General features: G+C 47.6%; 24 protein-coding genes and 1 tRNA gene. 8 read left to right on the top strand and 17 right to left on the bottom strand.

Features of this window, described 5'->3' with window-relative positions; translation table 11 throughout:
- Positions 1–130: 130 nt before the first annotated feature.
- From ABC831_RS17250 to ABC831_RS17220, 7 genes are all read right to left on the bottom strand, one after another.
- On the bottom strand, positions 131–847 hold the full coding sequence (locus ABC831_RS17250) for an ABC transporter permease (RefSeq protein WP_343249332.1): 717 nt from the start codon (positions 845–847) through the stop codon (positions 131–133).
- Positions 844–1659 (bottom strand): ABC transporter ATP-binding protein, encoded by an 816-nt coding sequence (locus tag ABC831_RS17245; protein WP_343249331.1) that lies wholly within the window; start codon positions 1657–1659, stop codon positions 844–846. Before ABC831_RS17245 ends, ABC831_RS17250 begins: the two co-directional genes overlap by 4 nt.
- A gap of 387 nt (positions 1660–2046) precedes the next feature.
- Positions 2047–4341 (bottom strand): bifunctional diguanylate cyclase/phosphodiesterase, encoded by a 2295-nt coding sequence (locus ABC831_RS17240; RefSeq protein WP_343249330.1) that lies wholly within the window; start codon positions 4339–4341, stop codon positions 2047–2049.
- The gene (locus ABC831_RS17235) at positions 4328–6598 is read right to left on the bottom strand and encodes an EAL domain-containing protein (protein WP_343249329.1); all 2271 of its coding nucleotides are present in this window, start codon (positions 6596–6598) and stop codon (positions 4328–4330) included. The genes ABC831_RS17240 and ABC831_RS17235 overlap by 14 nt, the downstream gene beginning before the upstream one ends.
- Before the next feature lie 50 nt (positions 6599–6648).
- Entirely contained in the window at positions 6649–7977 is a 1329-nt protein-coding gene (locus ABC831_RS17230) for a GGDEF domain-containing protein (protein WP_343249328.1), read from the bottom strand.
- 136 nt (positions 7978–8113) lie between these two features.
- Positions 8114–9559, bottom strand: coding sequence for a GntR family transcriptional regulator (locus ABC831_RS17225; RefSeq protein ID WP_343249327.1), 1446 nt, complete (start codon positions 9557–9559; stop codon positions 8114–8116).
- An 82-nt stretch (positions 9560–9641) separates the two neighbouring features.
- Positions 9642–9713: transfer RNA gene (locus ABC831_RS17220), tRNA-Asn, on the bottom strand.
- A 207-nt stretch (positions 9714–9920) separates the two neighbouring features.
- Here ABC831_RS17220 and ABC831_RS17215 point away from each other — a divergent pair.
- Complete coding sequence (locus ABC831_RS17215; protein WP_343249326.1) at positions 9921–10805, top strand: MerR family transcriptional regulator; 885 nt, start codon at positions 9921–9923, stop codon at positions 10803–10805.
- Between the two features lie 38 nt (positions 10806–10843).
- On the opposite strand, the gene ABC831_RS17210 is transcribed toward ABC831_RS17215, so the two are convergent.
- The 5 genes from ABC831_RS17210 to ABC831_RS17190 all read right to left on the bottom strand — a co-directional run bounded on the left by ABC831_RS17210 (position 10844) and on the right by ABC831_RS17190 (position 14021).
- Entirely contained in the window at positions 10844–11473 is a 630-nt protein-coding gene (locus ABC831_RS17210) for an alpha/beta fold hydrolase (RefSeq protein ID WP_343249325.1), read from the bottom strand.
- 68 nt (positions 11474–11541) lie between these two features.
- Positions 11542–12105: a YdeI/OmpD-associated family protein gene (locus ABC831_RS17205; protein ID WP_343249324.1), complete on the bottom strand. Its 564-nt coding sequence runs from the start codon at positions 12103–12105 to the stop codon at positions 11542–11544.
- Positions 12106–12161: 56 nt separating this feature from the next.
- The gene (locus ABC831_RS17200) at positions 12162–12680 is read right to left on the bottom strand and encodes a methyltransferase family protein (protein ID WP_343249323.1); all 519 of its coding nucleotides are present in this window, start codon (positions 12678–12680) and stop codon (positions 12162–12164) included.
- Between the two features lie 62 nt (positions 12681–12742).
- Positions 12743–13018 (bottom strand): hypothetical protein, encoded by a 276-nt coding sequence (locus ABC831_RS17195; RefSeq protein ID WP_343249322.1) that lies wholly within the window; start codon positions 13016–13018, stop codon positions 12743–12745.
- 220 nt (positions 13019–13238) lie between these two features.
- The gene (locus ABC831_RS17190; protein WP_343249321.1) at positions 13239–14021 is read right to left on the bottom strand and encodes a DUF4253 domain-containing protein; all 783 of its coding nucleotides are present in this window, start codon (positions 14019–14021) and stop codon (positions 13239–13241) included.
- 305 nt (positions 14022–14326) lie between these two features.
- Here ABC831_RS17190 and ABC831_RS17185 point away from each other — a divergent pair, with 305 nt between their 5' ends.
- Genes ABC831_RS17185 through ABC831_RS17175 form a run of 3 tightly spaced genes read left to right on the top strand, consistent with a single transcriptional unit; the run spans position 14327 to position 16716 of the window.
- Entirely contained in the window at positions 14327–15091 is a 765-nt protein-coding gene (locus ABC831_RS17185) for a 4Fe-4S binding protein (protein ID WP_343249320.1), read from the top strand.
- Positions 15092–15117: 26 nt separating this feature from the next.
- Positions 15118–16221 carry a YbjQ family protein gene (locus ABC831_RS17180; protein ID WP_343249319.1) on the top strand — a complete coding sequence of 368 codons (1104 nt, stop codon included), beginning with the start codon at positions 15118–15120 and terminating at the stop codon, positions 16219–16221.
- Positions 16222–16239: 18 nt separating this feature from the next.
- Entirely contained in the window at positions 16240–16716 is a 477-nt protein-coding gene (locus ABC831_RS17175; protein WP_343249318.1) for a peptide deformylase, read from the top strand.
- A 98-nt stretch (positions 16717–16814) separates the two neighbouring features.
- Here the strand turns inward: ABC831_RS17175 and ABC831_RS17170 are convergent, their stop codons facing one another.
- From ABC831_RS17170 to ABC831_RS17150, 5 genes are all read right to left on the bottom strand, one after another.
- The gene (locus ABC831_RS17170; protein WP_343249317.1) at positions 16815–17177 is read right to left on the bottom strand and encodes a hypothetical protein; all 363 of its coding nucleotides are present in this window, start codon (positions 17175–17177) and stop codon (positions 16815–16817) included.
- 340 nt (positions 17178–17517) lie between these two features.
- Positions 17518–17874, bottom strand: coding sequence for a 50S ribosomal protein L20 (gene rplT / locus ABC831_RS17165; protein WP_158354061.1), 357 nt, complete (start codon positions 17872–17874; stop codon positions 17518–17520).
- Positions 17875–17900: 26 nt separating this feature from the next.
- Entirely contained in the window at positions 17901–18098 is a 198-nt protein-coding gene (gene rpmI / locus ABC831_RS17160) for a 50S ribosomal protein L35 (protein WP_158347304.1), read from the bottom strand.
- Positions 18099–18132: 34 nt separating this feature from the next.
- The gene (infC, locus tag ABC831_RS17155) at positions 18133–18627 is read right to left on the bottom strand and encodes a translation initiation factor IF-3 (protein ID WP_158347303.1); all 495 of its coding nucleotides are present in this window, start codon (positions 18625–18627) and stop codon (positions 18133–18135) included.
- A gap of 258 nt (positions 18628–18885) precedes the next feature.
- Positions 18886–19749: an Rpn family recombination-promoting nuclease/putative transposase gene (locus ABC831_RS17150; protein WP_343249316.1), complete on the bottom strand. Its 864-nt coding sequence runs from the start codon at positions 19747–19749 to the stop codon at positions 18886–18888.
- Positions 19750–19789: 40 nt separating this feature from the next.
- Between ABC831_RS17150 and ABC831_RS17145 the strand changes: the two genes are divergently transcribed.
- The 4 genes from ABC831_RS17145 (at position 19790) to ABC831_RS17130 (ending at position 24657) form a co-directional block, all read left to right on the top strand.
- Positions 19790–20479 carry a response regulator transcription factor gene (locus tag ABC831_RS17145; RefSeq protein ID WP_343249315.1) on the top strand — a complete coding sequence of 230 codons (690 nt, stop codon included), beginning with the start codon at positions 19790–19792 and terminating at the stop codon, positions 20477–20479.
- Positions 20458–21678 carry a sensor histidine kinase gene (locus ABC831_RS17140; protein WP_343249314.1) on the top strand — a complete coding sequence of 407 codons (1221 nt, stop codon included), beginning with the start codon at positions 20458–20460 and terminating at the stop codon, positions 21676–21678. The genes ABC831_RS17145 and ABC831_RS17140 overlap by 22 nt, the downstream gene beginning before the upstream one ends.
- 97 nt (positions 21679–21775) lie before the next feature.
- On the top strand, positions 21776–22456 hold the full coding sequence (locus ABC831_RS17135; RefSeq protein ID WP_343249313.1) for an ABC transporter ATP-binding protein: 681 nt from the start codon (positions 21776–21778) through the stop codon (positions 22454–22456).
- 5 nt (positions 22457–22461) lie between these two features.
- Positions 22462–24657, top strand: a complete 2196-nt coding sequence (locus ABC831_RS17130) for an ABC transporter permease (protein ID WP_343249312.1) — start codon at positions 22462–22464, stop codon at positions 24655–24657.
- Positions 24658–24735 lie beyond the last annotated feature (78 nt).

Genomic DNA, 24735 nt, shown 5'->3' with positions numbered 1-24735 from the left:
CCCGGTATTTCAGCCTGTATTCCCTTTGTGGAATATTATTGGAAAATCAGGAAAGCCACCCCGATATAATCACCGTGATGGCTTTCTTTGCATCATACTCTTTCTTATTGAGAGACCAATGGCAAAGCGCTTAATCCGCCTTTAGCCTCCTTAACAACAGCCCGCACAAAACAACCGCAACTGCCAGAATAACGGCCAAAGGCCACAGGTTTCCAAAAACAAAGCTGTGATCAGACATCAGCCGATACCCCCAGGTCGCCGGTACGATTTTTCCCAGAGCCCTGAAAAATCCGGGGAGCATCTCCACCGGGAACATAATCCCCGACAGCATAATGGACGGCAGAAATATCAGCTGCGATATCATCGTAAGTTTCGCCTGGCTTTTCATCGCCAGTCCCAGAACACTGCCGATCCCCAGGGAGACCGCTATAAATACGGCCAGCATACCGAAATAGAACGGCAGATTTTCCGGCAGCGCCGCGTCAAACGCGATGGGGGCGACCACATATATGATCGCGCTCATGATCATCAGATGGATAAACGCAGATAAATACATGGAAACCAGCCCAAGATACAAAGGCACCCCGTTAGCCTTATATGCTTTCCTGATATCACTTCCGTATATCTCCACAAGGGAAGGCGGCAGACCGATCAGCGCGCCCATGGACACTCCCATCACGGTCATAGACTGGATCAGTGTATCCTTTGCCGCCGGGTTTACAGAGGTGAAGATACCGCCCATTACCGCGAAGAACAAAAGCGGCACCACATAGCAGGTAATCAACAGTGCTCTACTGCGTATATCCAGTCTCCATTGCAATCCTACTCCGTATAAAAACGCACTCATTCGCCGTTCCCCCTTGCTATATCTATAAAATGCTGTTCCAGAGTGCCCCGGTCTATCTTAATATCCAACACCTCAACCCCTTTTCGCTTATATTCTTCCAGCAGCGCCAGCATAGTATCCCCGATGTTGTCGGCCTCAAAACAATCCTCCCCTTGTTCCGTCTCAATGTGAATCTCATAGTGCCTGCCGACTCTGGCGGTTAATTCCATTACCGTACCCATGAAAACGATAACGCCGTCATTGAGAATCGCGATGCGGTCACACAGATTTTCCACTTCGGCCATATCGTGGCTGGCCAGGATGATGGTTTTCCCCCGTGCTTTCAGTTTCCGTATCTGGTCGTGAAGGGATATTCTGCCTTCCACATCCAGCCCGGCCGTCGGCTCGTCGAGAAATACGATATCCGGGTCACTGATCAGGGCGAGAGCCAGATGCAGCCGCCGTTTTTGCCCCGTAGACAGTTCTGTATATTGTTTTTTCGCCAGCTCAGAAATCCCCAGTGCATCCAGCATGGAAGGATCGATCTGCGCCCGGTTCCATTTTGCAAATAACCGCACGGCCTCCATCGGTTTGATATGGTTCGGGAGTGATGCCGACTGCAGCTGTATTCCCACTCTTCCGTTTACCTCGATCCTTCCTTCATCATACTTTCGTAAGTTTTCGATAATTTCAAGGGCTGTGGTTTTCCCTGCGCCGTTCACACCCAGCAGGGCGAAAATTTCACCTTTTTCCACATGGAAATTCAAACCTTTCAGCACCGTATGTTCGCCATAACTTTTCTTTAGTCCGTCAACCTGAATGGCATAACTCATTTTATTCTCCCTTCATACGGATCATGGCCCTGTTGTTCTGTTATGTTTCATTTGCCACATCCTAGTATCTAATATAATTCATGACCTTACGTAACAAGCAAGGATTTTTTTAATTTTTACTGCGAGTGTATCTTCCTATCCGCCGCCGTATGATCCCCCGGAGTTTATGCAGCAGAAACACTTGCCCATTGTAAAAAGAGTTTTGCTTGCGAAACTCTCCGCCTACGGCGGGCCGCGTAAGCGGCATCTTCCTTTCCGCCGTAGTGCGATCCCCGCGGAGCTTTTTATTTCATAGGAGTACTTTCCTATGAAATAAAAAAAGTACCGCGATCCGGTTCAGATCACGGTACTTCTCTAATACTGCTTTCACGCCAGCGGGGCAGGTTCTTATACCGCTGGTTCCTCAGCCTGTTCCGATACTGTTTTTCCAAATGCCAGCAATTCGAACTCAGGAACCGGCACCGGTTTGGAAAACACATACCCCTGTGCCAGGTCACACTGGATCTTGCGCAGGAACTCCAGCTGCGGGATGGTCTCCACCCCTTCGGAAACTGTGGTCATGCTCAGCCGCCTGCCTAATTCCACGACCATGGCGATCACATCATAGGACCGCTTGTCCTCACGTCCGGATCTCCAGAAAGCTTTGTCCATCTTCAGCGAATCCACATGGATATCCGTCAGCATACTCAGGGAGGAATACCCGCTGCCGAAATCGTCCAGGGCACACAGAAACCCGGCCTCATGAATCTTGCTGATGACCTCCATCAGAATGTCCAGATTTTCAAATACCAGAGACTCTGTCAACTCGATCTCCAGAAGCTTGCGGGGCACGCCATACCGCTGCGAGATCTCCTTATATTGGCCTAAAAATCCAGGTTCCAGCAGATGAGCGCGGGACATATTGACCGATACGGGAACAGGCTCCACACCGCTGTCGATCCAGTCCCGGATCAGGGAACAGGTCTTTTCAAATACATACAGGTCCAGCTTGACGATAAATCCGTTCTTTTCAAAGTAAGGGATAAACTCATCCGGCATCATAAGCGCACCGTCTTTGGACTTCCAGCGGACCAGCGCCTCCGCGCCCTTGACTTGATTGTGCTCCAGTTCTATTTTGGGCTGCAGATAGACAATAAACTCATCGTTGCGCAGCGCGTCCTCCATCCGGTTTTCTATCTCCTTTTCCTTGAGCAGCTGCAGCCGTTCCATATCACTGTAAAACACATAGGAAAAAAGTTCGCCGTAAGAGTGTTTTGCATTCTTTCTGGCAATATTGGCCCTGTCGCGGAGCTGCACAAGTGAGATCTGCGGATCATCCACCAAAACGATTCCCAGTGAAACCGTAATGAAGTATTTTCTGCCCAAATCCAGGTTATAATCATTGATCCGCTCGCTGTAAAGGCGGAATGCTTCTTTTTGCTCCTCCTTGGTCCCGGCCTTCTTCAGGATGTAGAAATCATCCGCAGAGGCCCGGGTGATCAATTCGTCCTCGTCCAAAAGGGATGAGACCGTATCGTAAACGTGCCGCAGGACCTGGTCGCCGGCCTCCTGGCCGAAATTATCATTGATCAGTTTAAACTTTTGTATATTAAGCGCGAGGAAGCGGTAGGTACCTGGAGGAGCCGACCGGATCGCTTTCTCCGCCTCCATGTCGAACATCAGTTTACTGATGCCTCCTGTGACCGGATCGTAAAATGCCAGCTTTTTGATCTTCTTCTGGCTGCGGACGCTGCTGACATATGTATATAGGATCAACAGAATGAACATAGCCACCACCGCAACGACAATAAGAATGCTATGATGCACCATGGAATCCATGGACTGGCTTGCCGCCTTGACCGGGATCACCATGAGAAGGTACAGGTTGTCGTAAGCAAGAGGGATAAAATGCGCGGTTTTCTCGATGCCGTCAGTCAGCGCATATTTCAGGCTGCCGCTTTCAAGCTGCTCCATCCGCGCCTGCATCTCACTTAAGCTGGTTCCGCCCAGGACAACGCCTGAGTTCTTAACAAGATCAAAGAAATTGGACGCACTTGTATATGCGTTCTTATTGGAGGAACCGACTACATAATCACCGTTCTTGTCGACGACCAGGGAGAAGCCCTCCCCTTCCAGGATTTCTATGCTCAGTACGTCCCGGATAGCGGACACATCACTCCAGGCCGCGACTACTCCTGCCACCGTTCCATCCCGGTAGAGAGGTGAAGCATAGATGATACCGTCTTCCCCTTCCCCCGCAGGCATATGCAGCCGGGTGACGACCTGTTTCCCGGTCATCGCTTCGGCGATGCTGGGTCCGGCTGCCTGCTCATACCCGGAATACCGATCGGAGCAAATAACCGTCCCATCCGCCAACAGGATGCTCATCCATGAATACTTGTGGATTCGTGCCTGACGGCGCAGATGGTCAGCCATCACGTAGTTTGCATCCTCCGGCATCGCCAGATAAGTTTCACCGGTGGAGGCCAGCGTCTGAAATGCCATACTCATCCGTGAGTCTATGGTCATGGCGGTGTTTTCCGATATTTCGTTTAAATAGCGGTCTGTTTCATCATGGGCCACCACCGCCATCTCTCTGACAAGGCTCACGCACATGATAACAACCACCATACCTGCCAGCAGCAGGCCGATTGCCAGCGCGGCCGACTGTTTTCTGTTTGAAAAGGATTTATAATATTTCATATTCTTTCTCTGTGTCCTGTCTATTTATTTGCGGCAGTCTGTCCAGCCAGATATACATACTTTGAACCAGGGGACGATGATCCTCGGCTTCCACGGTACACTGGTAGTAGAGCACCCTGGAAATACTCCCGTCATGGCGGATAAACCGATAGACAAAGGGCTCGACTTTTTCACCCTCGATCATCTTCATGCTGTTTTGATAAATCAAATTCAAGTCGTCAGGATAAACGAGCTGGCGTAGATTCCCGCCCATTTCTCCCCAGAACTGTTCCGGCGTATAGCCAATGATATCGAACATCAGTTCATTTATATAGGTGATGACCATATCCGCGCTCAGTTCATAGCGGATAATGCCCAGCGGCAGCATGGAATAATAGGGGTCCAGCACCATCCTCTCGTCCAGGTTCTGATCCTGACTCGTCCGTATCTCTCTTCGGGTGCGGAACAGATTCACATAGCTGTCCGCCCGGATGAGATCCATATTGAATTTTATCAGTGTCAATTTCCCGCTGTTTTGGATACAGTTGAATGAGAAAAAGAAGTTTCTGCAATAAGGCGGCTGGGTCCCTTCATCTATCAGTATCGCCTCGCCGCTGACAGGAATGAAGCTGTCCGCACGGTGGGGTGAGATGCTCCTGTAAATCACGGAGAATTTTCTCCCCCTGATATGGTGTTCAAAATGAGGAGAAATCTCGCAGGAGCCATGCAGCGGCTTATCGCAGAACAGGTCGCGCCACTCCACCTCCGGGCCGACGCTGGCAGAAAACCCCTGAAAATCCTGTTCCACGAAGTAACTCGTGAACACCTGCTCCACAAAGGCCCGGACAGCGTCGGTATGCTGCCGTTCCACGACGGAACCGCCGCCGTGCCCGTCATGCAGCAGCTCTTCGAACCGGTCCGCCTCCATCGGACGCGCATAGTAGAAGCCCTGGACGACATCGCAGCCAATCCCCTTCAGAAAGGCGATCTGCGTCTCATTCTCGATCCCCTCACAGACGACCGTCATCCCGAGCGCCTTGACGATCGAGGTGATCGCGCAGATAATAGAAGTATTTTTGAAATCCTGCAGATCGCGGTTAAAAAAGATCCGGTCCAGCTTGATGACGTTAACCGGCAGCTCCTGAAGCATACCGAATGAAGAATAGCCTGACCCAAAATCATCCATGGCAACGGAATAACCAAGATCACGCAGTTCCCGCATCTGTTCAATGATGGGCTGCGCATCCTCCACCAGCATATTTTCTGTAATCTCAATCCCCAGGTTCCTGGATGATACATGATATTTTTCCGTAATCCCGCGCAGCCGCTGCACAAATCCTTCTTTCAGGAAATGGAGGCGTGAGAAGTTGCAATATACCGGAACGACGGAAAGCCCGGCGTCCAGCCAGCGCCTGATATTCCTGCAGCTGCATTCGAACATATACAGATCCAGCTTGACAATCAGCCCGCTAGACTCGAACAGGTGAAGGAACTGGTCCGGCGGCAGGATCCCATAGACCGGATGACGCCATCGGACCAGCGCCTCCGCCGATACCGGTACATTATCCTGCACACTGTAAAGAGGCTGGTAAAAGGGTTCAAATTCTCCCCGTTCCAAGGCACCCCGGATCTGTGACGCCAAATGGAAAAGCATGTCTTCCTTTTTACCATTCTGACCTGTATTCGAAAGCTGGCGGATCTGGTGAAACACATATTGGCTGCGGCCTGATTTTTTAGCCTGGCGCATCGTCAGGTCAGCTTCTCTGAGCAGCGCGCAGGAGGTCATCTCCCCCTCTCCGTCCCACAGTACGCCGCCGATGCTGATGGTCAGATCCGCCTTTACCTGCGGAGCGTCATGCAGGTTCACCGTCAGCTTATCGGTTACTTCGAAAATGGTATCGCTGAACTTTCGCATACTTTCCTGCGTGGCATTGGGGATCACTCCTAAAAACGCTTCCCCGTTCAGCCGGCCCAGTATTCCACAGTCCCACTGCAGGCATTCCACCGCATTTTTTCCAAACTGCGCAAGCAATAGGTCACCTAACAGATATCCATATGTATGGTTAAACACTTTAAAATTATCAAAATCTATGCAAAGCAGACCGATCGGCAGCATCTGCTGTGACAGACATTTTTCCACATAAGTATTTGTGGTAGGCCAGTTGGGCAGCCCGGTGAGGGTGTCCAAAGTGGTCAGTTTTTCAATCAACTCCTCTTTTTCTTTCAGAGCCCTGCTCAATTCCATCATTTGGTGGGATATGGCGTTGTTTTCTGACATGGAGCTTACTCTCACTTTCTTTGGATTTTCGGCAGGATTTAAGCCGTATATTAGATTTTATCATTGGCATTCCATATTGCGTAACTGTCCTTGCCTTTTGTTTTCGCATGGTACATGGCCGCGTCCGCATGCCGGAACAGTGTCTCATAATCTGCTCCGTCCCGTGGATAAATGGCAATTCCAATACTGCAGGTAAGGGTAAAAGAAGCATCCTGATGCCGGCCGACGGATTTGCAGAGCCTGGCGGCACACTGTTCGATCTCTTCTATGGAAAAAGGGCCGCATAAAAAGGCGATGAACTCATCTCCGCCCACCCGTCCGACCAGATCATTTGCGCGCAGGGACTTCTGGATCGTCTTTGCCACAAAGCACAGCGCCTCATCTCCCGCGTAGTGTCCCCGGTGATCATTGACGTGCTTAAAATTATCCAGATCGATAAAAAAAAGCGCTCCGCCCACGCAGTCACGGGCCGCCAGCTCCTCACGGATCAGCGTCTCCACCGTCTGATGATTATACACACCGGTGAGCGGATCACTCTGGGCCTGAATCATCGCCCGTTTCAGCGCCTCATTCTGCCTTTTGTTGTCCAGATAGAGGGATGTCACATCCGTCCGGGAAAGCAGTACGGTCTGTGTGCTCCTGTCATAATACAGGTACTGAAGCTGCTTACGGGTGTAGCCTCGCCCAGGCTCCAGCAGTCCATAGGAAAAGGTATGTTCTCTATGGTTCTCCAGCTGTGACAGAATTTGCTCCGGCAGTATATCCCGCGCCATCTTTTTCCGGTCCTCGGGTGCCACGTATTTCTCAATATAATCCTGAAATGTACTGACGTAGTCTTCGCTGCGGGCCGGCGGAATCGTGTGTTCATCATTTCGCCCCCATAGCATCTCATAACGGTTGTTTCTGACATCCAGATAGATGAAGTAGTCACAGTTGCTGTATACATACAGATTCACGATACGATCCCGCAGCCGCTGTTCCGCTATATTTCTGACGGTTACCAGCAGCCTCTTCTCTTCCCTGGAAATGACCGATACCTCGATCTCCACCCACCCGGGCAGCCCGCTCTCCCCCAGTATGCGAAGTTCAAACCGGCGTTCCGTCTCCGGCTGCTCCAGCATGCGGGACATGCCGGACAGGGACAGGCTTTCAAGTATCTGCGGTTGGTCATCCTTGAAGAACCAGCGCAGATTTTCCTTCATTATACGAATCCATGGTAATCTTTTGTCTGCAAGCTCCGGCTGGGGGTCATTTTTAAACACAAATGCGGTACCGTCTATCAGGTCCACCTCGGCGATACTGAAATACAGCTTACCGATCGTGTCCGTCAGCCTCAGCCCAGTATCTCCTGTTTTGCAGGGCCCTTTTTCATCCAGCATGAATCTTAGCCTTCTTTCCCAAAAGTATTTATCCCATTATATAATAGTTTGTGTACATACACAATAAAAAAGAACAGGTAAGAATAATATTTTTAACAATTTTTCATTCTCTTGCCTATAAGCGTCAGCTATATAGCTATAACCGCAATCTGTCTGCTTCCTGGACGCCAAGGTCAATCAGTGTATCTCTCATGGCCTCAAACACATAGCGGTAAGTGTCTTTCAATGCCTGAGCAAAAGCGGCCTGGTCCTGTTTTCTTATGCATGCGATCACTGTTTTACTTTTATTCTGAATAATATCAAATACAGATTCCTCATGGATCACGAAACTGATGTAACAGCCCCAGTCCACCAGATTTTCCAGCTGCCGGTATATTTCTCTGAGCGGTTCATATGGCTGGATCTGTATCAGGGTGGCCAGGATGCTGGCAGACAGTTCCCTTATTTGTTTGTATTTCACCTTTTGGCATAGCGCCTCAAGAATTTCCTCATTGATATACACAAAGCTTAAGTCTGCCACTCCCTCACTGATTAAGGCAATCAGGTGGACAGCCTCCAGAAATGTCAGCGCATCCTGTATGAATGTGCTTCCGCTGATAAAGCTTTCATTTTTACACGCATTTTCGCATGTGATTAAATAGCCGCCGCGCTGATTCATTTTTTTTACAAGGCCCATTTTAACCAGTGTTTCCGTCACATTGCCGAGCGTGTAGGCGGATATCTTATATTCCCGGCACAATTCGGTACCGGAGGGCAGGTAAGTTCCGTCCGGATAGATGCCCTTGCAGATTTTTTTGATGATACTGCGGGTCACCTGCATATGAATCCGCAGACGCCCTTTTTGGGCATTCCACTGGAACGTTTCCTGCCTGGGCTTTTCCATCGGGTACAGGCTGTTTAGCCGGCTGTAATATCCGTCGGTAATATCAGCAGCTATGCGGTACATTTTGCGTATAATCGCATAGACGCTCTTGTAATCTTGGGCGGCAATACAGTCATAAAAATGATTCAGTCCCTGTTCACTGTCTTCCCCCATCTCTTGATAGGGATTTTCAAATCCGGGCAGTATTCTGATCTGAGCGGACAAATCAAGATCTACGCACAGGTCCTGCAGAAGCTCATTATGATATACCGATTTGATTCTCTGAAAAGGGACACGGGACTTACGCCACTGATCTTTGGTACTCAGCTCTTCGATCCCCCGGATGTCAGCACGGCACGCCCGGATGATTTCTTCATTACAGAAACGGCAAGCCTGTGCATAGATAGGCGGCAGGATATAAGACAGGACCATCATGATATCCAAACTCATATCCTGCCGGGCCAGCACGGCCCGGGCCTGCCGGACGGAGTCTTCATCCGTCCGGTAGATGACTTTTACATAAGACCGCTGGACAGTCTCCACATACCCTTCCTTCACAAGTGCGTCCATCACATCCCGTACCGTACGGATGCCCACATGATACAAGTCACATAAAGTACGCAGCGACGGCAGCTTTTCACCGTAAACAAGTTTTCCACTCATAATCTGCTGAACCAGTGAGTCGTGAAGATAGTTGAACAGGGTCGGCTTCTGTTCCATAATTATTCCTCCCATATAGCTGTCAAATGTCAAAAGTATACAAAAAAACCTGCAAACAATGATGTTTACAGGAATTCACTAACTCCCCGAGTTGGGCTCGAACCAACAACCCTTCGGTTAACAGCCGAATGCTCTACCATTGAGCTATCGAGGATTATGATCTAACAACAAAATTAATTATAATAACAGTGTATCATGATGTCAAGATTTTTATTCCAAATTTTCAAATTCTTTCCTGTACTTTTTTTCATACAATCATTGGCGTCCCCTCCCATTGACCTTATGACCATTTAAAAAAATGGAAGAAAACCCTTGACCAACCCCTTAGGGGTTAGCTTATGATTGTATGGAGGTGATTGATATGTTCATAAAACAAGTAAGCAGCATCACAGGATTAACCAAAAAAGCAATCGAATATTATACCCTGCAGGGGCTGATTGCGCCGGCCGTATTGCATAACGGCTACCGGGATTACGGGGAAAGTGATATTGAGCTGTTGCATAAAATCTCTGTTCTCAGAAAGCTTGGCATAAGTACAGAAGAAATTAAAACGGTTCTCGCAGATGATTCCAACAGCGCTTTACAGGACATTTCCGTCCGGAAAGAACTGAATCTTCAAAGAGAAGCCCGGAAAAAGGAGATTCTCGATGAATTAAGCCGCGGCGTCCCCTATTCCGATATCAGCGCAAAGCTGCAGAGTTTAGAAAACAGCAAGACTATTACGGAAAAACTCCTGGACGCCTTTCCGGGCTATTACGGCAGATTTATCTGCCTGCATTTTGCCCCATATTTAAATGTGCCCATTGAAACCAAAAGCCAGCAGGCCGCGTTTGATACGATCCTGTCCTTTTTGGACAGTGTGCCCTCTCTTGAGCTGCCTCAGGACTTACAGGAATATCTAATAGAGGGCACCAGACACATTGGCACGGAACAACTCACAAAACTGGTCGAAAGCACGAAGAAATCCGTCGAAAATCCGGATGAATTTCTGTCTGAAAACAAGGAGTTTTTAGAAGAATATCTGGCATACAAGCAAAGCGAAGAATATAAAAACTCTCCCGCCAACCGGCTCATGGGCTTGATGAGAGAATTCAACAGTACCACCGGATATTACGACGTGTTCATTCCTGCGTTAAAACAGCTGAGTCCTTCCTATGCCGAATATTACCGGAATTTAGAACGGGCAAATGACAAACTGCTGTCTGAGTACCCCCAGATCGAACATCTGAACAGTCCGAACGGATGAGCCTGCAGGTACATCCGTTTGGATTGTTGAGAAATTTTTTATAATACTGTGTTTCGATAGAAATCATCCAGTATTGCTGCTAATTCAATTGGGGCGTCCGTATTGACTTCGTGGCCTGCCCCTTCTATCATCTGCAGCTTAGCGTGAGCGAGATGCGCGGCCAGCTCCCTGGCCGCCTTTTTATTGGCCTGATCTCTTTCCCCGCACAGGACTAATGTATCGCATTGTATCTTTTTTAAATCTTTACTGAAATCCAGCGTCCCCATAGAATCCGACAAGCGGATGAATTCCTCTTTTCCAAATCCCATCTGCTGAAAAGAAGCCTCTTTCATAAATCGAAAGATCATACTCTGGAACTTTAGAAGCAGCCGCGGCATTTTATATTGCGCGCCTATCAATACTAAAGATTTCACTTTCAGCGGATGCTCAATGGTATAATGAAGCGCCAGTACAGCTCCCAGAGAAAGCCCGCACAGACAAAGCGTTTCCTGGGTCTGCCCGCAATATTCCGAAAAAGCGGAGTAAAGGTTCGCATAGGCAGGCCCGCTGCCCTGAAGAAGTGCCGCCAGATCAGGACAGGAGGCCGGTATTCCCTCTTTCCTGTTGGATATCACATCTGTCCAGGCTGAGGGGTTCTGCCCCAGCCCATGTATGTATATGTCCCGCATTTCCTATAATCCCTCCGTAATTTGTATTTTTTCCTATCGGATTATCCCTTCGTCCCCTGCTGGATCTGTTACATCGGCTTTAGATTTTTATTGAGCCGTTCCACCATCCACGCTAAGCGTTTTTCCCGGCCAGCCTCTGTTTTTGCGTCCAGATATGCCCGCGTATAAGTTTTCCTGACCGACGGCGGCATAGACAGAAAATTGGTATGTGCCGGTTCATAGGCTTGTAATAATGCAGCAACAGTTGTGATCTGTTCCTCTGTAATTGCGGGGGGTTTTTTAGATTCCCATTGTCCATTTTTTCTGGCTTCCTCAATTTTCATTCTGCCGAAATCGGTCAAGAGCCCCTGTGCCTCCAGTTTTTCAGCTAAAGCCTTATTTTTCTCCGACCACTTGCTGTTGGGCCTGCGCAAAGAGAAATATTTCTTATAAGTTTTATCATCTATACTTTCCATCAGACCATCAATCCATCCAAAACAAAGGGCCTCTTCCAGGGCTTCACCGGCCCTGACTGTTTTTGGGCCGCCTGCTTTCCCGAACAGCAGCCATACGCCGGGACTTGACTGACCATGATCATGCAGCCATTTTCTAAATTCTTTCCTATCGGGAAATAACAGAACTTCGTTCCTCATACAGGTCTCCTTTCGTCTGTCAGTTATCTTTGTAACCGGACATGCTTTCATGACACTTAAAAATAGCGCCGGACGTTTTTCATGTACTGAAGATACGCATTTCCGAACTGCCGGATACACCATCTTTCTTCCGCACGGATAATCCAATGGGCTGTGATCTGGAAAACAAGCACAAAACCAAACAGCAGCAGTGATTGCGTCAACAGCACACAGCCCAGAAAGAATATGAAATATGCCACGTACATGGGATTACGGGACAGACGGTATATCCCCTTTTGGTTCATTCCGGATTCCGAAGGGGAAGCGAAATGAATTACCGACACCACAAGCAATAGGGATCCGGCAGCATAAAAAACTACGCCCGCATAAAACAGCCCCGCTGGCGTGACTCGTATCCGCAAAAAGAACATAGAAAGAAAGACTGCCATATTGGAAATCTGGTAGAGCCAGTAAGCTGTTTTTTCATTATCCGATAACGGCGCAAAATAGGCGGCCCGTTTTACCGCATCCTTGTTTAAAAGGGATAACAGCCCGAATCGAATAAGAAAAAAGGGTATTACTATTAAAAATCCCATCCTGCGGTATCCTTTCCCACTGCTTGTATCTTCTATTTTTTATCGCTATGAGCACTTAGTGCCTATTTTTTATACTGGTATTCCTCCACCGGATAAATACTGACCGCGTAAGGGGTGCCGTCGATCGGTTTATAGATCTCCACGATTGCATAAAATGCCGGCAATCCCGGTACCCGGGGCTTTGCAATACACATAAATTTGTAATTCGTCCCGTTTACGATCTGAGTTGCTACCGCAATCGGTTGGTAAAAATAATTTTCATGACTTCCAATCGCATTATAAAAAATGAACTGATCATATGGCGTTAGTTCTGTATGATAATCCCATCCTCCTACCATCCTGATCCCCCATCATACTCTTTCTATTAATATATGTGGGTATCACGGATGCGCTCCTACAAATTAATCTTCAGGCTATAACCATCCCCCGCAGCTCCTTTTGACCGGGATATCTTAAGCTTCTGATCCAAACGCAGTCATTCCATAAATGTATCCGCACATGCCATGTTCCCCCTGATACAGTCTGAAATAGATCAGGTTCAAAACCGGCAGCCCTCCGTCAATCCCACCAAAAATACCAGACCGTCGATCTGGACAGGGTGTCCGCCAGCTTCTCCACACTGCCGTCTTCCTCACACTGCTCGACTCTGTCCGGACAAAACGCATACTGCTCCAAAGCGAGCCGGCCGGCCGCCTCATAATCCCCCACCGGCGCCTCCAGGATGAATTCCAGTTCATCGTGACTGACACAGGCCGGCACAGCGCCGTGAGTCTCAAACCAGTAGCGGGCCACCGCCATCAGTTCCGGTGTATCCGGGCATTCATTCCAGTTCCCCATGGGGAGCCACGCAAATATTTCCCATGGATGTTCTGCTGGTATTCTGGCCAGGATCATCTCATCGGTCTCCTTCGTCTGGTAATTCCAGTAAGACAGGAACCGCTCGCAGGCCTCCCCCTGCTCTCTTACCCCCATGATCTCCTGCTGCCAGTCGATCTCGTCCTCTTCTGCCTCCTGACGCCGCTCCTGAATCAAATGCTCCAGATACCGGTCCCCGGGCTCTTCCGCCTGCTCCAGCATCCCGCGGCGGTAATTCCGGATATCCCGGAGCTCCAACTGATCTGCGCCGTCATCTTGCGCCGCGTTCATCAGCAGGCATTCCATCAGAGTATCATCCACTTTCACCAATACAGGAACAAATCCCATCGTCTTCCCCTGTTCATAAGCATTCTGATAGGCTGTCCATAACGCATCGTCGTCATCCATCGGTCCAAACACCTCACAGGGGCAGTCCAGATATTCCATCATCTGAACCGCCAATTCACTGGGCTTACATGATTTCATTCTCATTCCTCCTTCCAGGCTTCCCTCATTGCCGGAATCCGCAGGCTCTGATTTTGCCGTCTTATCACGATTTCTATTTCCATTCTACATTTATATACAATTACCGCTATCTACTGCTTCCGTTATTTTACCATTTTCTATAGGATAAGTCATTCAGTTTAGGGAAACTTAAGAAATTTGACATTCCATATTAATGGTATTACACTGAATGTAAGAATCAAAAAAAGTACGGCTTCCGGTATTCAGCAAACCCGGATATGTAACATAGAATAGGCCGCAAAGACGGCAGGAAGGTGGAAACTTATATGCTTACATCAATCACCATCATTGTGTTCAGTCTCACAGGCGGAACCCGGCAGGCTGCCGCTTTTCTGGCAAAAGGACTTGCGCGGCAAATACGGGAGGTGGACCTCTCACTGCCTGATGTGCGTCCTCTTAGCTTTACCAAAGAGGATCTCGTCCTCTTCGCAGGTCCGGTATATGGAGGCAGGATTCCAGCCTGCATGACAGCCAGACTGAAGAATATCCGGGGAAATCAGACGCCCGCCATCGTTGCCGCAGTTTATGGAAACCGGGCTTATGAAGACGCATTGCTGGAGCTTAGTGACGCGGTTACAGAGCAGGGGTTCCGGCCGCTGGCTGCAGCCGCTCTGCTGGCGGAGCATTCTATCATACATAAACTGGCCGAACACAGGCCCGATGCGAAAGACCAGGCCTGTCTCGCCGAATTTTCCAACCGGATACTGGAAAAATGGGAAACCGGACAGAGGGAAATCGCTTCCAGGATTCCTGGCAACCGGCCGTATAAGGTCTGGAATTCCAAACCAAATGTTCCCGTGGTTTCAAACGCCTGCTCAAGTTGTGGATTATGTTCACTGAAATGCCCGGTATTAGCGATCTCAAAGGATTCGCCCCTCAATACGGACCCAGATAAGTGTATCCAGTGTATGCGGTGTATCTCGATCTGCCCTGCTCATGCCAGGTCGCTTCCGGATCAGGTGTTAGCCGGTTTGGAAGAGCACCTGCAGCCATTTGCCGGGCTTCGCAGGGAAAATGAACTCTACTTATAGTAAAAAATTGTGAAAGGGGATCTTAGATGGATTCGTTAATGATGACCTCAGGATTTAACTTTGAAGGATATGCCATAAAAAAATATCTTGGTTTCTGTACCGGTGAAAGCGCAATAGGAACCGGGTTTTTAAGTACACTGGGGGCTGGGATTGCGGATATTCTGGGCAGCGACAGCACTTTATACTCCGGCAAATTAAATAAAGCAAAGAATTATTCCCTGGATGCTCTGATAGAGAACGTACGCAGACTGGGAGCAAATGCCGTAATCGGTGTAGATGTCAATTACACGATGTTTTCCAGTGATATTATAGGGGTGGTTTCTACCGGAACCGCAGTATATATAGAAAAGATGGAGGAGACAGAAGACGAAATCAATACAAGAACCCTGACTATCCATAATTATTATCCTTCGGTAACTCTGCGTCCCTATGAGATCAGTCTGAAGCTCAGCAAACACAGAACACTTGCCGCTCTAAAATTTTATAATTATTCAAAAGCACCTCTGACAGCGTTAGATGTCACCTTACAATTACGTACGGTATTTCACAGTACCCATACTCTGGATCAGATCTATTTTGTTCATTTTGAAAATCTGTCAGATAACAGGTATATCAGCGAATATATTCCTTGTAACCTGCCCGGGAATCTTCTCCCGGTGCTGAAAGATGTTATCGTCCAGCTAAACGCTTTTGTTGAAAATGATCAAGTGATAAAACCCTCAGCCGAATCCAAACAGCCGGAAGAAGAGATCAGTGAAATACGAAAATTGTTTGGTGCTGATGCTGTCTGTGGATTTTCGGAAACTGACTCCGACTGGATCTGTGTCTGCGGCATGACAAATTCCACTTCTGACCAAACCTGCTCCCTCTGCGGCCGGAAGAAAGAATTATATCTGAAAAAGGATATGAATTTTTACCCGGAATTCATAAATAAAATTAATGAATTGGGTTCGTCAAAAGAAATACTGAATTACGCACTGGAATTCCAGGAAATGAATGGCTGTCTCATTGCAGATGAGATGATGGAAATAATTGAGCGAAGCGCCAATATGGAAAAAATCTATGGAAATATGAAGGCCGGATGCCTGAAAAAGGTGAATCTTCTGTATTCAGAAAAATTTGCTATATGATAACTCCGGAGGAAATGTATGAAACAGGAAATTTTATTATTAGGAAATCCCAAATTATATGAGGTAAGCGCACCGGTCACGGAATACGAACTCCCCCAGCTGGCTGCCATCGTCCGGGACTTACATGATACCCTGATCGCATATCGGGAAAAATACCATGCCGGACGCGCGATTGCCGCTCCGCAAATAGGTGTTCCTAAGCGTGTGCTGTATATGTATATCGATCATCCGGAAGTCTTCCTCAATCCGGTGCTGGAACCTATCGGGGAGGCGCAGATGGAGGTCATGGATGACTGCATGTCCTTTCCGAATTTAATCGTGAAGGTAAAAAGATACCAAAAGTGCAGGATTACATACAAAGATCTGGAATGGAAAGAGCAGGTCAGGGTTTTTGAGGGGGATCTGTCTGAATTAATCCAGCATGAATATGACCACCTGGACGGCATATTGGCCACTATGCGGGCGATTGACAAGAAATCATTCTTTTGCAAATAGCTGTGCGTTCATGATCTCATGGTGCAAGGCAGTCTTCCCGAAGCTTTGCACCTTTTTCTGTCGTGTATTGACTGACAATAAACCACTGCAGCAGGCCGTCAGGAACCTGGCTGAAGGAAATAATAGTATTCAACTCTTTCAATCGATATAGTCATACAGGGGTAATCCAGTTTTTCTCTTATACTGTTTATAACATTTCTAAATGATGCAAAAAAATTTTCTTCATCCACGTAATCTACCGGATTTCTGACAGTCGTTATGACATATGCCGTTTCGCCCAGTTGGCAGCCTCTTATTTTACCACATACTAAAGTTTTGTTACTAATCAAAGCCGTAATATATATGTCGTTGTTACTGAATTCCTCATTTGCGCAGCTTTCCCATAGAAAAGATATGTATTGATCTGTATAAAGATTTGAATCAATACCGAATAAAGTTACAACATATCTCTCAGTCTCCATAATGTACGCCTCGATTTACACGGTTCGCGGTTACTATATCTTATGCTTATTTCATTCAGATGTTCCTATTTTATTCTCCGGGATACTGTCCCGGGCCAGGGCTGAACACTGGTTTTTGGACAGTAGCCCTGAGGGATATTTAATGAATAGAGAGCACTTCCCTATGAAAGGAAAAAGAGTTTCGCTTGTGAAACTCTCCGCCTACGGCGGGCCGCGTAAGCGGCATCTTCCTTTCCGCCGTAGTGCGATCCCCGCGGAGCGTTTAGTATTTCATAGGAGCACTTTCCTATGAAATAATAAAAGCCCTTGAAACATCACTGTTTCAAAGGCCTGTCTATTTTTACGCCAATTTCGCTTTCGCCACTTCAGCCAACTGTGCAAATCCGTCCGCATCATTTACAGCCATCTCAGCCAGCATTTTCCGGTTCATATCCACACCGGCCAGCTTTAAGCCATACATAAATCTGCTGTAGGATAATCCGTTAATTCTGGCAGCCGCATTGATTCTGGCGATCCACAGCTGACGGAACTGACGTTTTCTTTCTTTTCTGCCTGCATAGGAGCTGGTCAGCGCCCTCATAACAGACTGTTTTGCTACTCTATATTGTTTCGATCTTGCGCCTCTGTAACCTTTCGCAAGTTTTAATGTACGATTATGTCTTTTTTTAGCGTTCATACCGCCTTTTACTCTTGCCATGTCTTATTTCCTCCTTCACTTACATCCTATAAATAGGGCAGTATCTTTTTCATATTCTTAACATTGGTTGCATCCGTGATGGTTGCTTTTCTAAGATTTCTCTTTCTTTTCTGAGATTTCTTAGTTAAGATATGGCTCTTGTATGCTTTATTTCTCTTTAATTGTCCGGTTCCGGTCTTTTTGAAACGTTTTGCAGCAGCTCTGCTTGTTTTCATTTTAGGCATTTCTATGTTCCTCCTTAGAAATTATAATCTATTTTTAACGTTTTTCAGTTAAAAACATAGTCATGCTCCGTCCTTCCAGTTTGGGAGCTTTCTCAACGGTTGCCACATCTGCGAGTTTTTCGGCAAATACATCCAGAATCTGCTTGGAGCTCGACATGTGAGCCATTTCCCTTCCACGGAAACGAAGTGTCACTTTAACTCTATCACCTTTGGTGAGAAACTTTCTCGCTGCGTTCACTTTCGTGTTTAAATCATTTGTATCAATGTTCGGTGAAAGACGTACTTCCTTGATATCAATTACTTTCTGCTTTTTCTTGGCCTCTTTGTCTTTTCTGGCCTGCTCATAACGGAATTTGCCGTAATCGATAATCTTACATACCGGCGGCTTTGCAGTAGGGGCAATCTTAACCAGATCCAGTTCCGCCTCGCGCGCAAGCCTCATGGCCTCTTTCGTCGAAATGATACCTAATTGTTCTCCATCTTCCCCAATCAAACGAACCTCTTTGTCCCTGATCTGCTCGTTAATCATTAAATCGCTAATAGTTGTGCACCTCCATAAAAAAATTAAAAAGTGGATAGACAGACTATCCACTTATATGAATGAGCATATTTCAATCATGCTTTTCATTATGAACCATAGTCACGCTTTTGTGCTAAGGTGAGAGTGGATACTCTTCTTCGTTGTTCGCAGCTTTAATAAAACTACCACATTTTTATCGGGCTGTCAAGTTTTTATCTGGATCTTTTTGTTAAATTTTTTCCCAGTTCTTATACATTATAATTCCTTTTATACCGCTGCTTTCTCCCACTCACGAATTAAGTCAACGGATATATTCGCTATCGATGCAATCTTTTCGATTGAGATACCGGATTTTAGCATATTAAGGACCAGCTCTTGCTTTCCCTGCTCTATACCATCCCTAAATGCATCATTCATTTCCGATTTCCGGTCCATAATCGCCATTTCCCTGCGAAATGCCCGGTACCGTTCCTCATCATCCAACGAGAAATCTTCAAACAGCTCTACAGTTTCCTTCATATACTCATCTCCTTTAGCCAGCATTTTCATCTCCTGTATGCTTCCCGCGGAAATCAGTCTGGCCCAGCGATATACATCTGTAGACTTCTCTGCCTCAGAAGCCATCTCTACTTTACTTAATTCTACCACATGAAATGCCAGCTTGTCACTATAGATCCGCCCGGTCTTTATATTCGTGATCTTATGTATAGAATAGAATTCCCTCTGATCCGGAAACAGGGTGAAATCCAAAATCCCTATATGGATACAGGTTTTCGCATTCCGGTAGTCCTCTCCTTTGCGCACACTGCTTATAAAAAGCTTACTGTTATAGAAAAGAGAACGGTCCTCCCAATAGTTAACATGGTACATCTGCATCTCGATATTGATATGTCTGCTGTTCTGACAGATTACCCGCAGATCCAGAATACCTTCCTTATCCTCCGGATATTCCAAATCAAGGTGGGTATCCAGAAACTCGATATCACGGATGCTCTCCGGCGGAATATTCAGCAAAGCACCCAGAAGGCCATGCAGCCCCTTTTTGCTTCTGCGGAAAACACTGCGGAATACCACATCATTTTTCAGGGTCAACCTGATTTCCGGATATGCACGATATCCGCTTGCTTTCAAAGATCACTCTAAATATAATAGATACATGCGGAGGTGGAACATGATCGAGATTTACTATATTGAGGATGACCAAAATATTGCGGAGGTAGTCAAGGATTATCTGGAACAAAAAGGCTACCAGGTTTTCGTGTTTACAACCATAGCCGGGGCAAAGGAGGCTTTGGGAAAACACGTGCCGGCACTGGTTCTGGTAGATTGGAATATGCCGGACGGCCAGGGGGATACTCTCTGCCGCTTTATCCGCTCCAGCTGGAATGATCTGCCGGTGATCTTTATCACAGTCCGGGATGATTCCCGGGACGTGGTATTCGGTTTTCAAAGCGGAGCGGACGATTATGTGGTGAAGCCATTCGAGCTGGATGTCCTGTACTCCCGTATCTATGCTCTGCTCCGCAGGACAGGAAATGTATCGGAACAATATCTTTCCTGCGATTCCATCTCTCTTGATCAGAACCGGATGAGGGTACTCTGCGATGGAGAAGAGATAAGCCTGAGCCAGATGGAATATCAGCTGCTCTTGCTTTTACTGAAAAACAAGGGAAAAACAATTACCAGGGACAGGCTGCTGCAGTCGATCTGGGATAATAACGGAAGCTTTGTGAATGATAATACACTGACAGTCACCATGAAACGTCTGCGTGAAAAGCTACACAGTCCTTCCTGTCTGAAGACAATCCGCAGCTTTGGATATCGTATGGAGGATAGCGAATGTATAAGAGAAAAGAGATAAGAATAAACGTCCTCATAAGCGTTCTGTCTGTGCTGGCTGTTTGTTTCATTTCAGTATCATTGACCGCTCTGTTATTGACCAGGTATTATGCCCGGCAGCAATTTCAAACAATAGGAAGTATTTGTAATGGAATCCTGGAAGCACAGCCGGATACACGGCGGACTCTGGCGGAAGTTCTGAAGGATCATAAGGAGGATGCGGAAGGAGCAAATGTGCGCAGGGAGGATGCGGATATCCCGCCGGAGGGAAATATTCTTGCGTCCTTCGGCTTTAGTCCCGCAGATTTCTGGAATCCATCTTATATCATCCTTTTTACCGGTATCGGTTTTGCGGCCGGCACCGGTTTGTTCTTACTTTCTAACTGGTATTGCCGCAAAAAAGAGAGGCTGCGGTTAAAATCTCTGACGGATTATCTGAGAAAGGTTAATTCCGGCGGCCAGGGGCTGTTGTTAGAAACCGCGGACAATGATTATTCCCGGCTGCAGGATGAACTCTACAAAACCGTAACTCAGCTCTACCAGACCAGAGAGGAAGCGTTGAAAGCAAAGAAAAATTTTGCGGATAATCTTTTTAATATTGCCCATCAATTAAAAACTCCAATCACTGCCATTTCCCTTTCCAATCAGATGATCATGGAGCATACCTCCAGCATATATCCCAGGCAGATCGAACAGCAGCTGAACAGGCTGACCCGTTTTGAGGAAACGCTGCTATTGCTGTCCCGTATTGACGCTGGTACGCTGTCTCTGGAGCGAAAGAAGGTGGATCTGTTTACCGTCCTTACCCTGGCCGCCGATCATCTGCAGGAACTTTTCCGGCAGGCGGAAGTGTCTATCGATATCCAGGAAACAGGTGAAGCCGAGATAACCGCGGATCTGGAATGGACCATGGAAGCATTTATCAATCTGTTTAAAAACTGTATGGAACATACTCCGAAGGGAAAAACCGTCCACTGTTCCTATGAGCAAAATCCCTTATATGCCCAGATTCTGATATGGGATGAAGGCCCGGGCTTTGATAAAGATGATATTCCACATCTCTTCGAACGGTTTTACCGGGGCAAAAATGCAAAGGACGGCGGGATCGGTATTGGTCTCCCGCTGGCAAAAACGATCATCGAAATGCAAAACGGCGTGATCAGCGCCGGAAATACGCCGGACAGCCACGCCCGTTTTGAGATCCGAATCTACCGTCACTGAGATGTCTGCTTGTTTTCCATATGGTTTTATTGTCACTGTGATGTCACTTTGCTTTGCTATAATGGTGGAACAAATAAATAGATACAGGAGGTTCACCATGGAGATATTGAAATGTACCGATGTGGAAAAAACATTCGGAAAAGGAGACAACCAGGTAAAAGCCTTAAATGGGATTGACCTGTCCGTTGAAAAAGGGGAATTTGTAGCCATCGTCGGAGCATCCGGCTCCGGCAAATCAACCCTTCTTCATATTTTAGGCAGTGTGGACAAGCCATCAAAGGGAACGGTGGTGGTGGACGGCGTTGACATCGGGCATCTGAGCGCTGCAAACGCCGCTGTTTTCAGAAGGAGGAAAGTCGGACTGGTCTATCAGTTTTATAATCTGATCCCCACATTGACTGTGCGAAAAAATATACTTATGCCGATGCTTCTCGATAAAGTCAAGCCGGACCAGGAATACTTTGAGAATATTATCCGGATTCTGGGGCTTGGCGGCAAATTGGATGCTTTACCAAACCAGCTCTCCGGCGGACAGCAGCAGCGGGTTGCGATCGCCCGCGCCCTGATCTACCGCCCGGCCATCCTGCTGGCAGATGAACCGACCGGCAACCTGGATCATAAGAACTCAAAAGAGATCGTCGATCTGCTGAAGCTGTCCAACCGGAACCTGCGGCAGACGATCCTGCTCATCACCCACGATGAAAAGATTGCCCTGGAAACAGACCGCATCGTGACGATTGAAGACGGCCGGGTCCTGAGCGATCAGAAGCGGGGGTGAGCGGTATGTGGAAGGATTATTCTACCAGTTATATAAAAAACAACCGGGCGTCCAGTATTTCCATTATGACGGCGGCTTTGATCAGCGCACTTTGTCTGTCTTTCCTGTGCAGCCTTTTCTATAATTTCTGGGTGTCGGATATCAACAACATAATCCAGGACGAGGGTGACTGGCAGGGACGTATTACCGGTGAACTTTCCGATGAGGATATGGCCGTTATCCGGAATTTTGGAAATGTAAAGAGCGTTGTCGTAAATGAAGAATTGTCGGATGACAAAGGAACGGTGGCGGACATTACGTTTCACAACAGGAGGACGGTTTTTCAGGATATGCCCTTAATTATGGCTGAATTAGGGCTATCTGAGGATGCGGCGGAATATCATCTGACGCTTTTGTCCAAATATTTTGTACATGATCCTCAGGATGAAGAGCCCCCGCTTTTAATGGCATTTTATCTGGCCGTATTGATTGTGGTATCTGTTTCCCTGATTTTAATTATCCACAACTCTTTTGCGTTGTCCATGAACGCCAGAATACACCAGTTTGGTATTTTCTCCAGCATTGGCGCCACTCCCCGGCAGATATGGATCTGCCTGATGCAGGAAGCTCTGGTTCTTAGCGCGGTTCCTATCTTGCTTGGCACCTGCATCGGAATCGCGCTCAGTTATGCCGCCATGCAGGCTGTCAGCAGGATAGCCGTCAGCGTGCCGGGAGGATACGCCTCCGATTGGGTGTACCATCCGGCGGTATTTATCATTACCGTTCTGTCTTCTACGCTGACGGTTCTGTTTTCCGCCTGGGTCCCCGCCGGAAAATTGAGCAGGCTCACCCCGCTGGAAGCGATCCGTAATACCGGCGGTCTCCAACTGAAAAAGAAAAAACATTCCCGTATTTTATCCTTCCTGTTTGGAATAGAAGGAGAACTGTCGGGAAATGCCCTGAAGGCCCAAAAAAAGGCGCAGCGCACCTCTACCCTCTCCCTTACTCTTTCCTTCTTGAGTTTTACCCTGATTCTGTGTTTCTTCACCCTTTCCGGAATCAGCACAGAATATACGTATTTCGACAGATATCAGGATGCCTGGGATGTAATGGTGACGGTAAAGGACACGGGAATCGGGGATTTTGACCTGACACCAAATCTGCAGGAAATGGACGGGGTGCGGGATTGTACCGTCTATCAGAAAGCAAAAGCGCAAGCTTTTATTCCGGCAGAATGGCAGAGCGCGGAACTGACCCGGCTGGGCGGTCTGGACGTCCTGTCCGGCTCCTTAGAAACACCGGAAGGATATTACGAAGCGGCGGCACCGGTTATCGTGCTGGACGATGAAAGTTTTATGAAATACTGCGAGGCGGTGAATATAGAGCCCCAGTTAGACGGTTCCATTCTCTTAAACCGGATCTGGGACAGCGTGAACAGTAATTTCCGTTATAAAGAATATATTCCCTTTGTAGTGGAAAATAAAGAAGCCATATACCTTAAAAGTTCCGGACAGAAGGAAACCACAGCGCTGCCGGTTCTGGCCTATACCCAGGAAGCTCCCGTACTGAGGGAAGAATACGAAAATTTTGCGCTGGTACAGTTTGTTCCCGTATCTATGTGGGAAAAAGTATCCGGGCAGATCGGCGGCGCCGAAGACGATACCTATATCCGGGTTCTCGGAGAAGAAGGGATCACACTGGCCGGAGCCGAAGAATTAGAAGACCGCATTGCGAAGCTTATTGGCAGGAATTACGATATAGAGATCGAAAACCGTATCGGAGAAAAGATTACCAATGACTATATGATCTCCGGCTATCTGCTGGTTCTGGGCGGGTTCTGTGTTCTGCTGGCGGTGATCGGCATCGCCAATGTGTTCTCAAATACGCTGGGGTTTCTCACGCAGCGAAAACGGGAATTTGCCCAATATATGTCCGTTGGCATGACGCCCGCCGGCATCCGGAAAATGTTTTGTGTGGAAGCACTGGTGATTGCGGGCCGGCCCCTGCTGATCACGCTGCCCTTAACCGTAATTTTTGTACAACTCATGGCGGCGGCAAGCCATCTGAATCCGGTCGAGTTCTGGGCTGAAGCTCCGATTATACCCATCGCGGTGTTTTGCCTGGCGATCTTTGTCTTTGTGGCACTGGCTTACTACATCGGCGGAAAACGCCTGCTGCGCTGTAACCTGATCGAAGCATTGCGAAATGATACCATAGCCTGACCGAAGCATTGTGCAGGGATACGACAGCCTGACTGAACAGAAGTTCGATGAAGGACGGCTGCAATACTGACTAAATGT

This window comes from Diplocloster hominis (assembly GCF_032380655.1).
Classification (GTDB): domain Bacteria; phylum Bacillota; class Clostridia; order Lachnospirales; family Lachnospiraceae; genus Diplocloster; species Diplocloster hominis.
This window is presented reverse-complemented; position numbering and strand designations above follow the sequence as displayed.

Coding starts and splice junctions, on each gene's coding strand:
- ABC831_RS17140 (WP_343249314.1), top strand. CDS start 20,458: ATGTATAAGAGAAAAGAGATAAGAATAAACGTCCTCATAAGCGTTCTG.
- ABC831_RS17235 (WP_343249329.1), bottom strand. CDS start 6,598: ATGTCAGAAAACAACGCCATATCCCACCAAATGATGGAATTGAGCAGG.
- ABC831_RS17135 (WP_343249313.1), top strand. CDS start 21,776: ATGGAGATATTGAAATGTACCGATGTGGAAAAAACATTCGGAAAAGGA.
- rpmI (WP_158347304.1), bottom strand. CDS start 18,098: ATGCCTAAAATGAAAACAAGCAGAGCTGCTGCAAAACGTTTCAAAAAG.
- ABC831_RS17195 (WP_343249322.1), bottom strand. CDS start 13,018: ATGGTAGGAGGATGGGATTATCATACAGAACTAACGCCATATGATCAG.
- ABC831_RS17210 (WP_343249325.1), bottom strand. CDS start 11,473: ATGCGGGACATATACATACATGGGCTGGGGCAGAACCCCTCAGCCTGG.
- ABC831_RS17215 (WP_343249326.1), top strand. CDS start 9,921: ATGTTCATAAAACAAGTAAGCAGCATCACAGGATTAACCAAAAAAGCA.
- rplT (WP_158354061.1), bottom strand. CDS start 17,874: ATGGCAAGAGTAAAAGGCGGTATGAACGCTAAAAAAAGACATAATCGT.
- ABC831_RS17145 (WP_343249315.1), top strand. CDS start 19,790: ATGATCGAGATTTACTATATTGAGGATGACCAAAATATTGCGGAGGTA.
- ABC831_RS17180 (WP_343249319.1), top strand. CDS start 15,118: ATGGATTCGTTAATGATGACCTCAGGATTTAACTTTGAAGGATATGCC.
- ABC831_RS17130 (WP_343249312.1), top strand. CDS start 22,462: ATGTGGAAGGATTATTCTACCAGTTATATAAAAAACAACCGGGCGTCC.
- ABC831_RS17200 (WP_343249323.1), bottom strand. CDS start 12,680: ATGGGATTTTTAATAGTAATACCCTTTTTTCTTATTCGATTCGGGCTG.
- ABC831_RS17240 (WP_343249330.1), bottom strand. CDS start 4,341: ATGAAATATTATAAATCCTTTTCAAACAGAAAACAGTCGGCCGCGCTG.
- infC (WP_158347303.1), bottom strand. CDS start 18,627: ATGATTAACGAGCAGATCAGGGACAAAGAGGTTCGTTTGATTGGGGAA.
- ABC831_RS17190 (WP_343249321.1), bottom strand. CDS start 14,021: ATGAAATCATGTAAGCCCAGTGAATTGGCGGTTCAGATGATGGAATAT.
- ABC831_RS17175 (WP_343249318.1), top strand. CDS start 16,240: ATGAAACAGGAAATTTTATTATTAGGAAATCCCAAATTATATGAGGTA.
- ABC831_RS17185 (WP_343249320.1), top strand. CDS start 14,327: ATGCTTACATCAATCACCATCATTGTGTTCAGTCTCACAGGCGGAACC.
- ABC831_RS17205 (WP_343249324.1), bottom strand. CDS start 12,105: ATGAGGAACGAAGTTCTGTTATTTCCCGATAGGAAAGAATTTAGAAAA.
- ABC831_RS17250 (WP_343249332.1), bottom strand. CDS start 847: ATGAGTGCGTTTTTATACGGAGTAGGATTGCAATGGAGACTGGATATA.
- ABC831_RS17170 (WP_343249317.1), bottom strand. CDS start 17,177: ATGGAGACTGAGAGATATGTTGTAACTTTATTCGGTATTGATTCAAAT.
- ABC831_RS17245 (WP_343249331.1), bottom strand. CDS start 1,659: ATGAGTTATGCCATTCAGGTTGACGGACTAAAGAAAAGTTATGGCGAA.
- ABC831_RS17230 (WP_343249328.1), bottom strand. CDS start 7,977: ATGCTGGATGAAAAAGGGCCCTGCAAAACAGGAGATACTGGGCTGAGG.
- ABC831_RS17225 (WP_343249327.1), bottom strand. CDS start 9,559: ATGGAACAGAAGCCGACCCTGTTCAACTATCTTCACGACTCACTGGTT.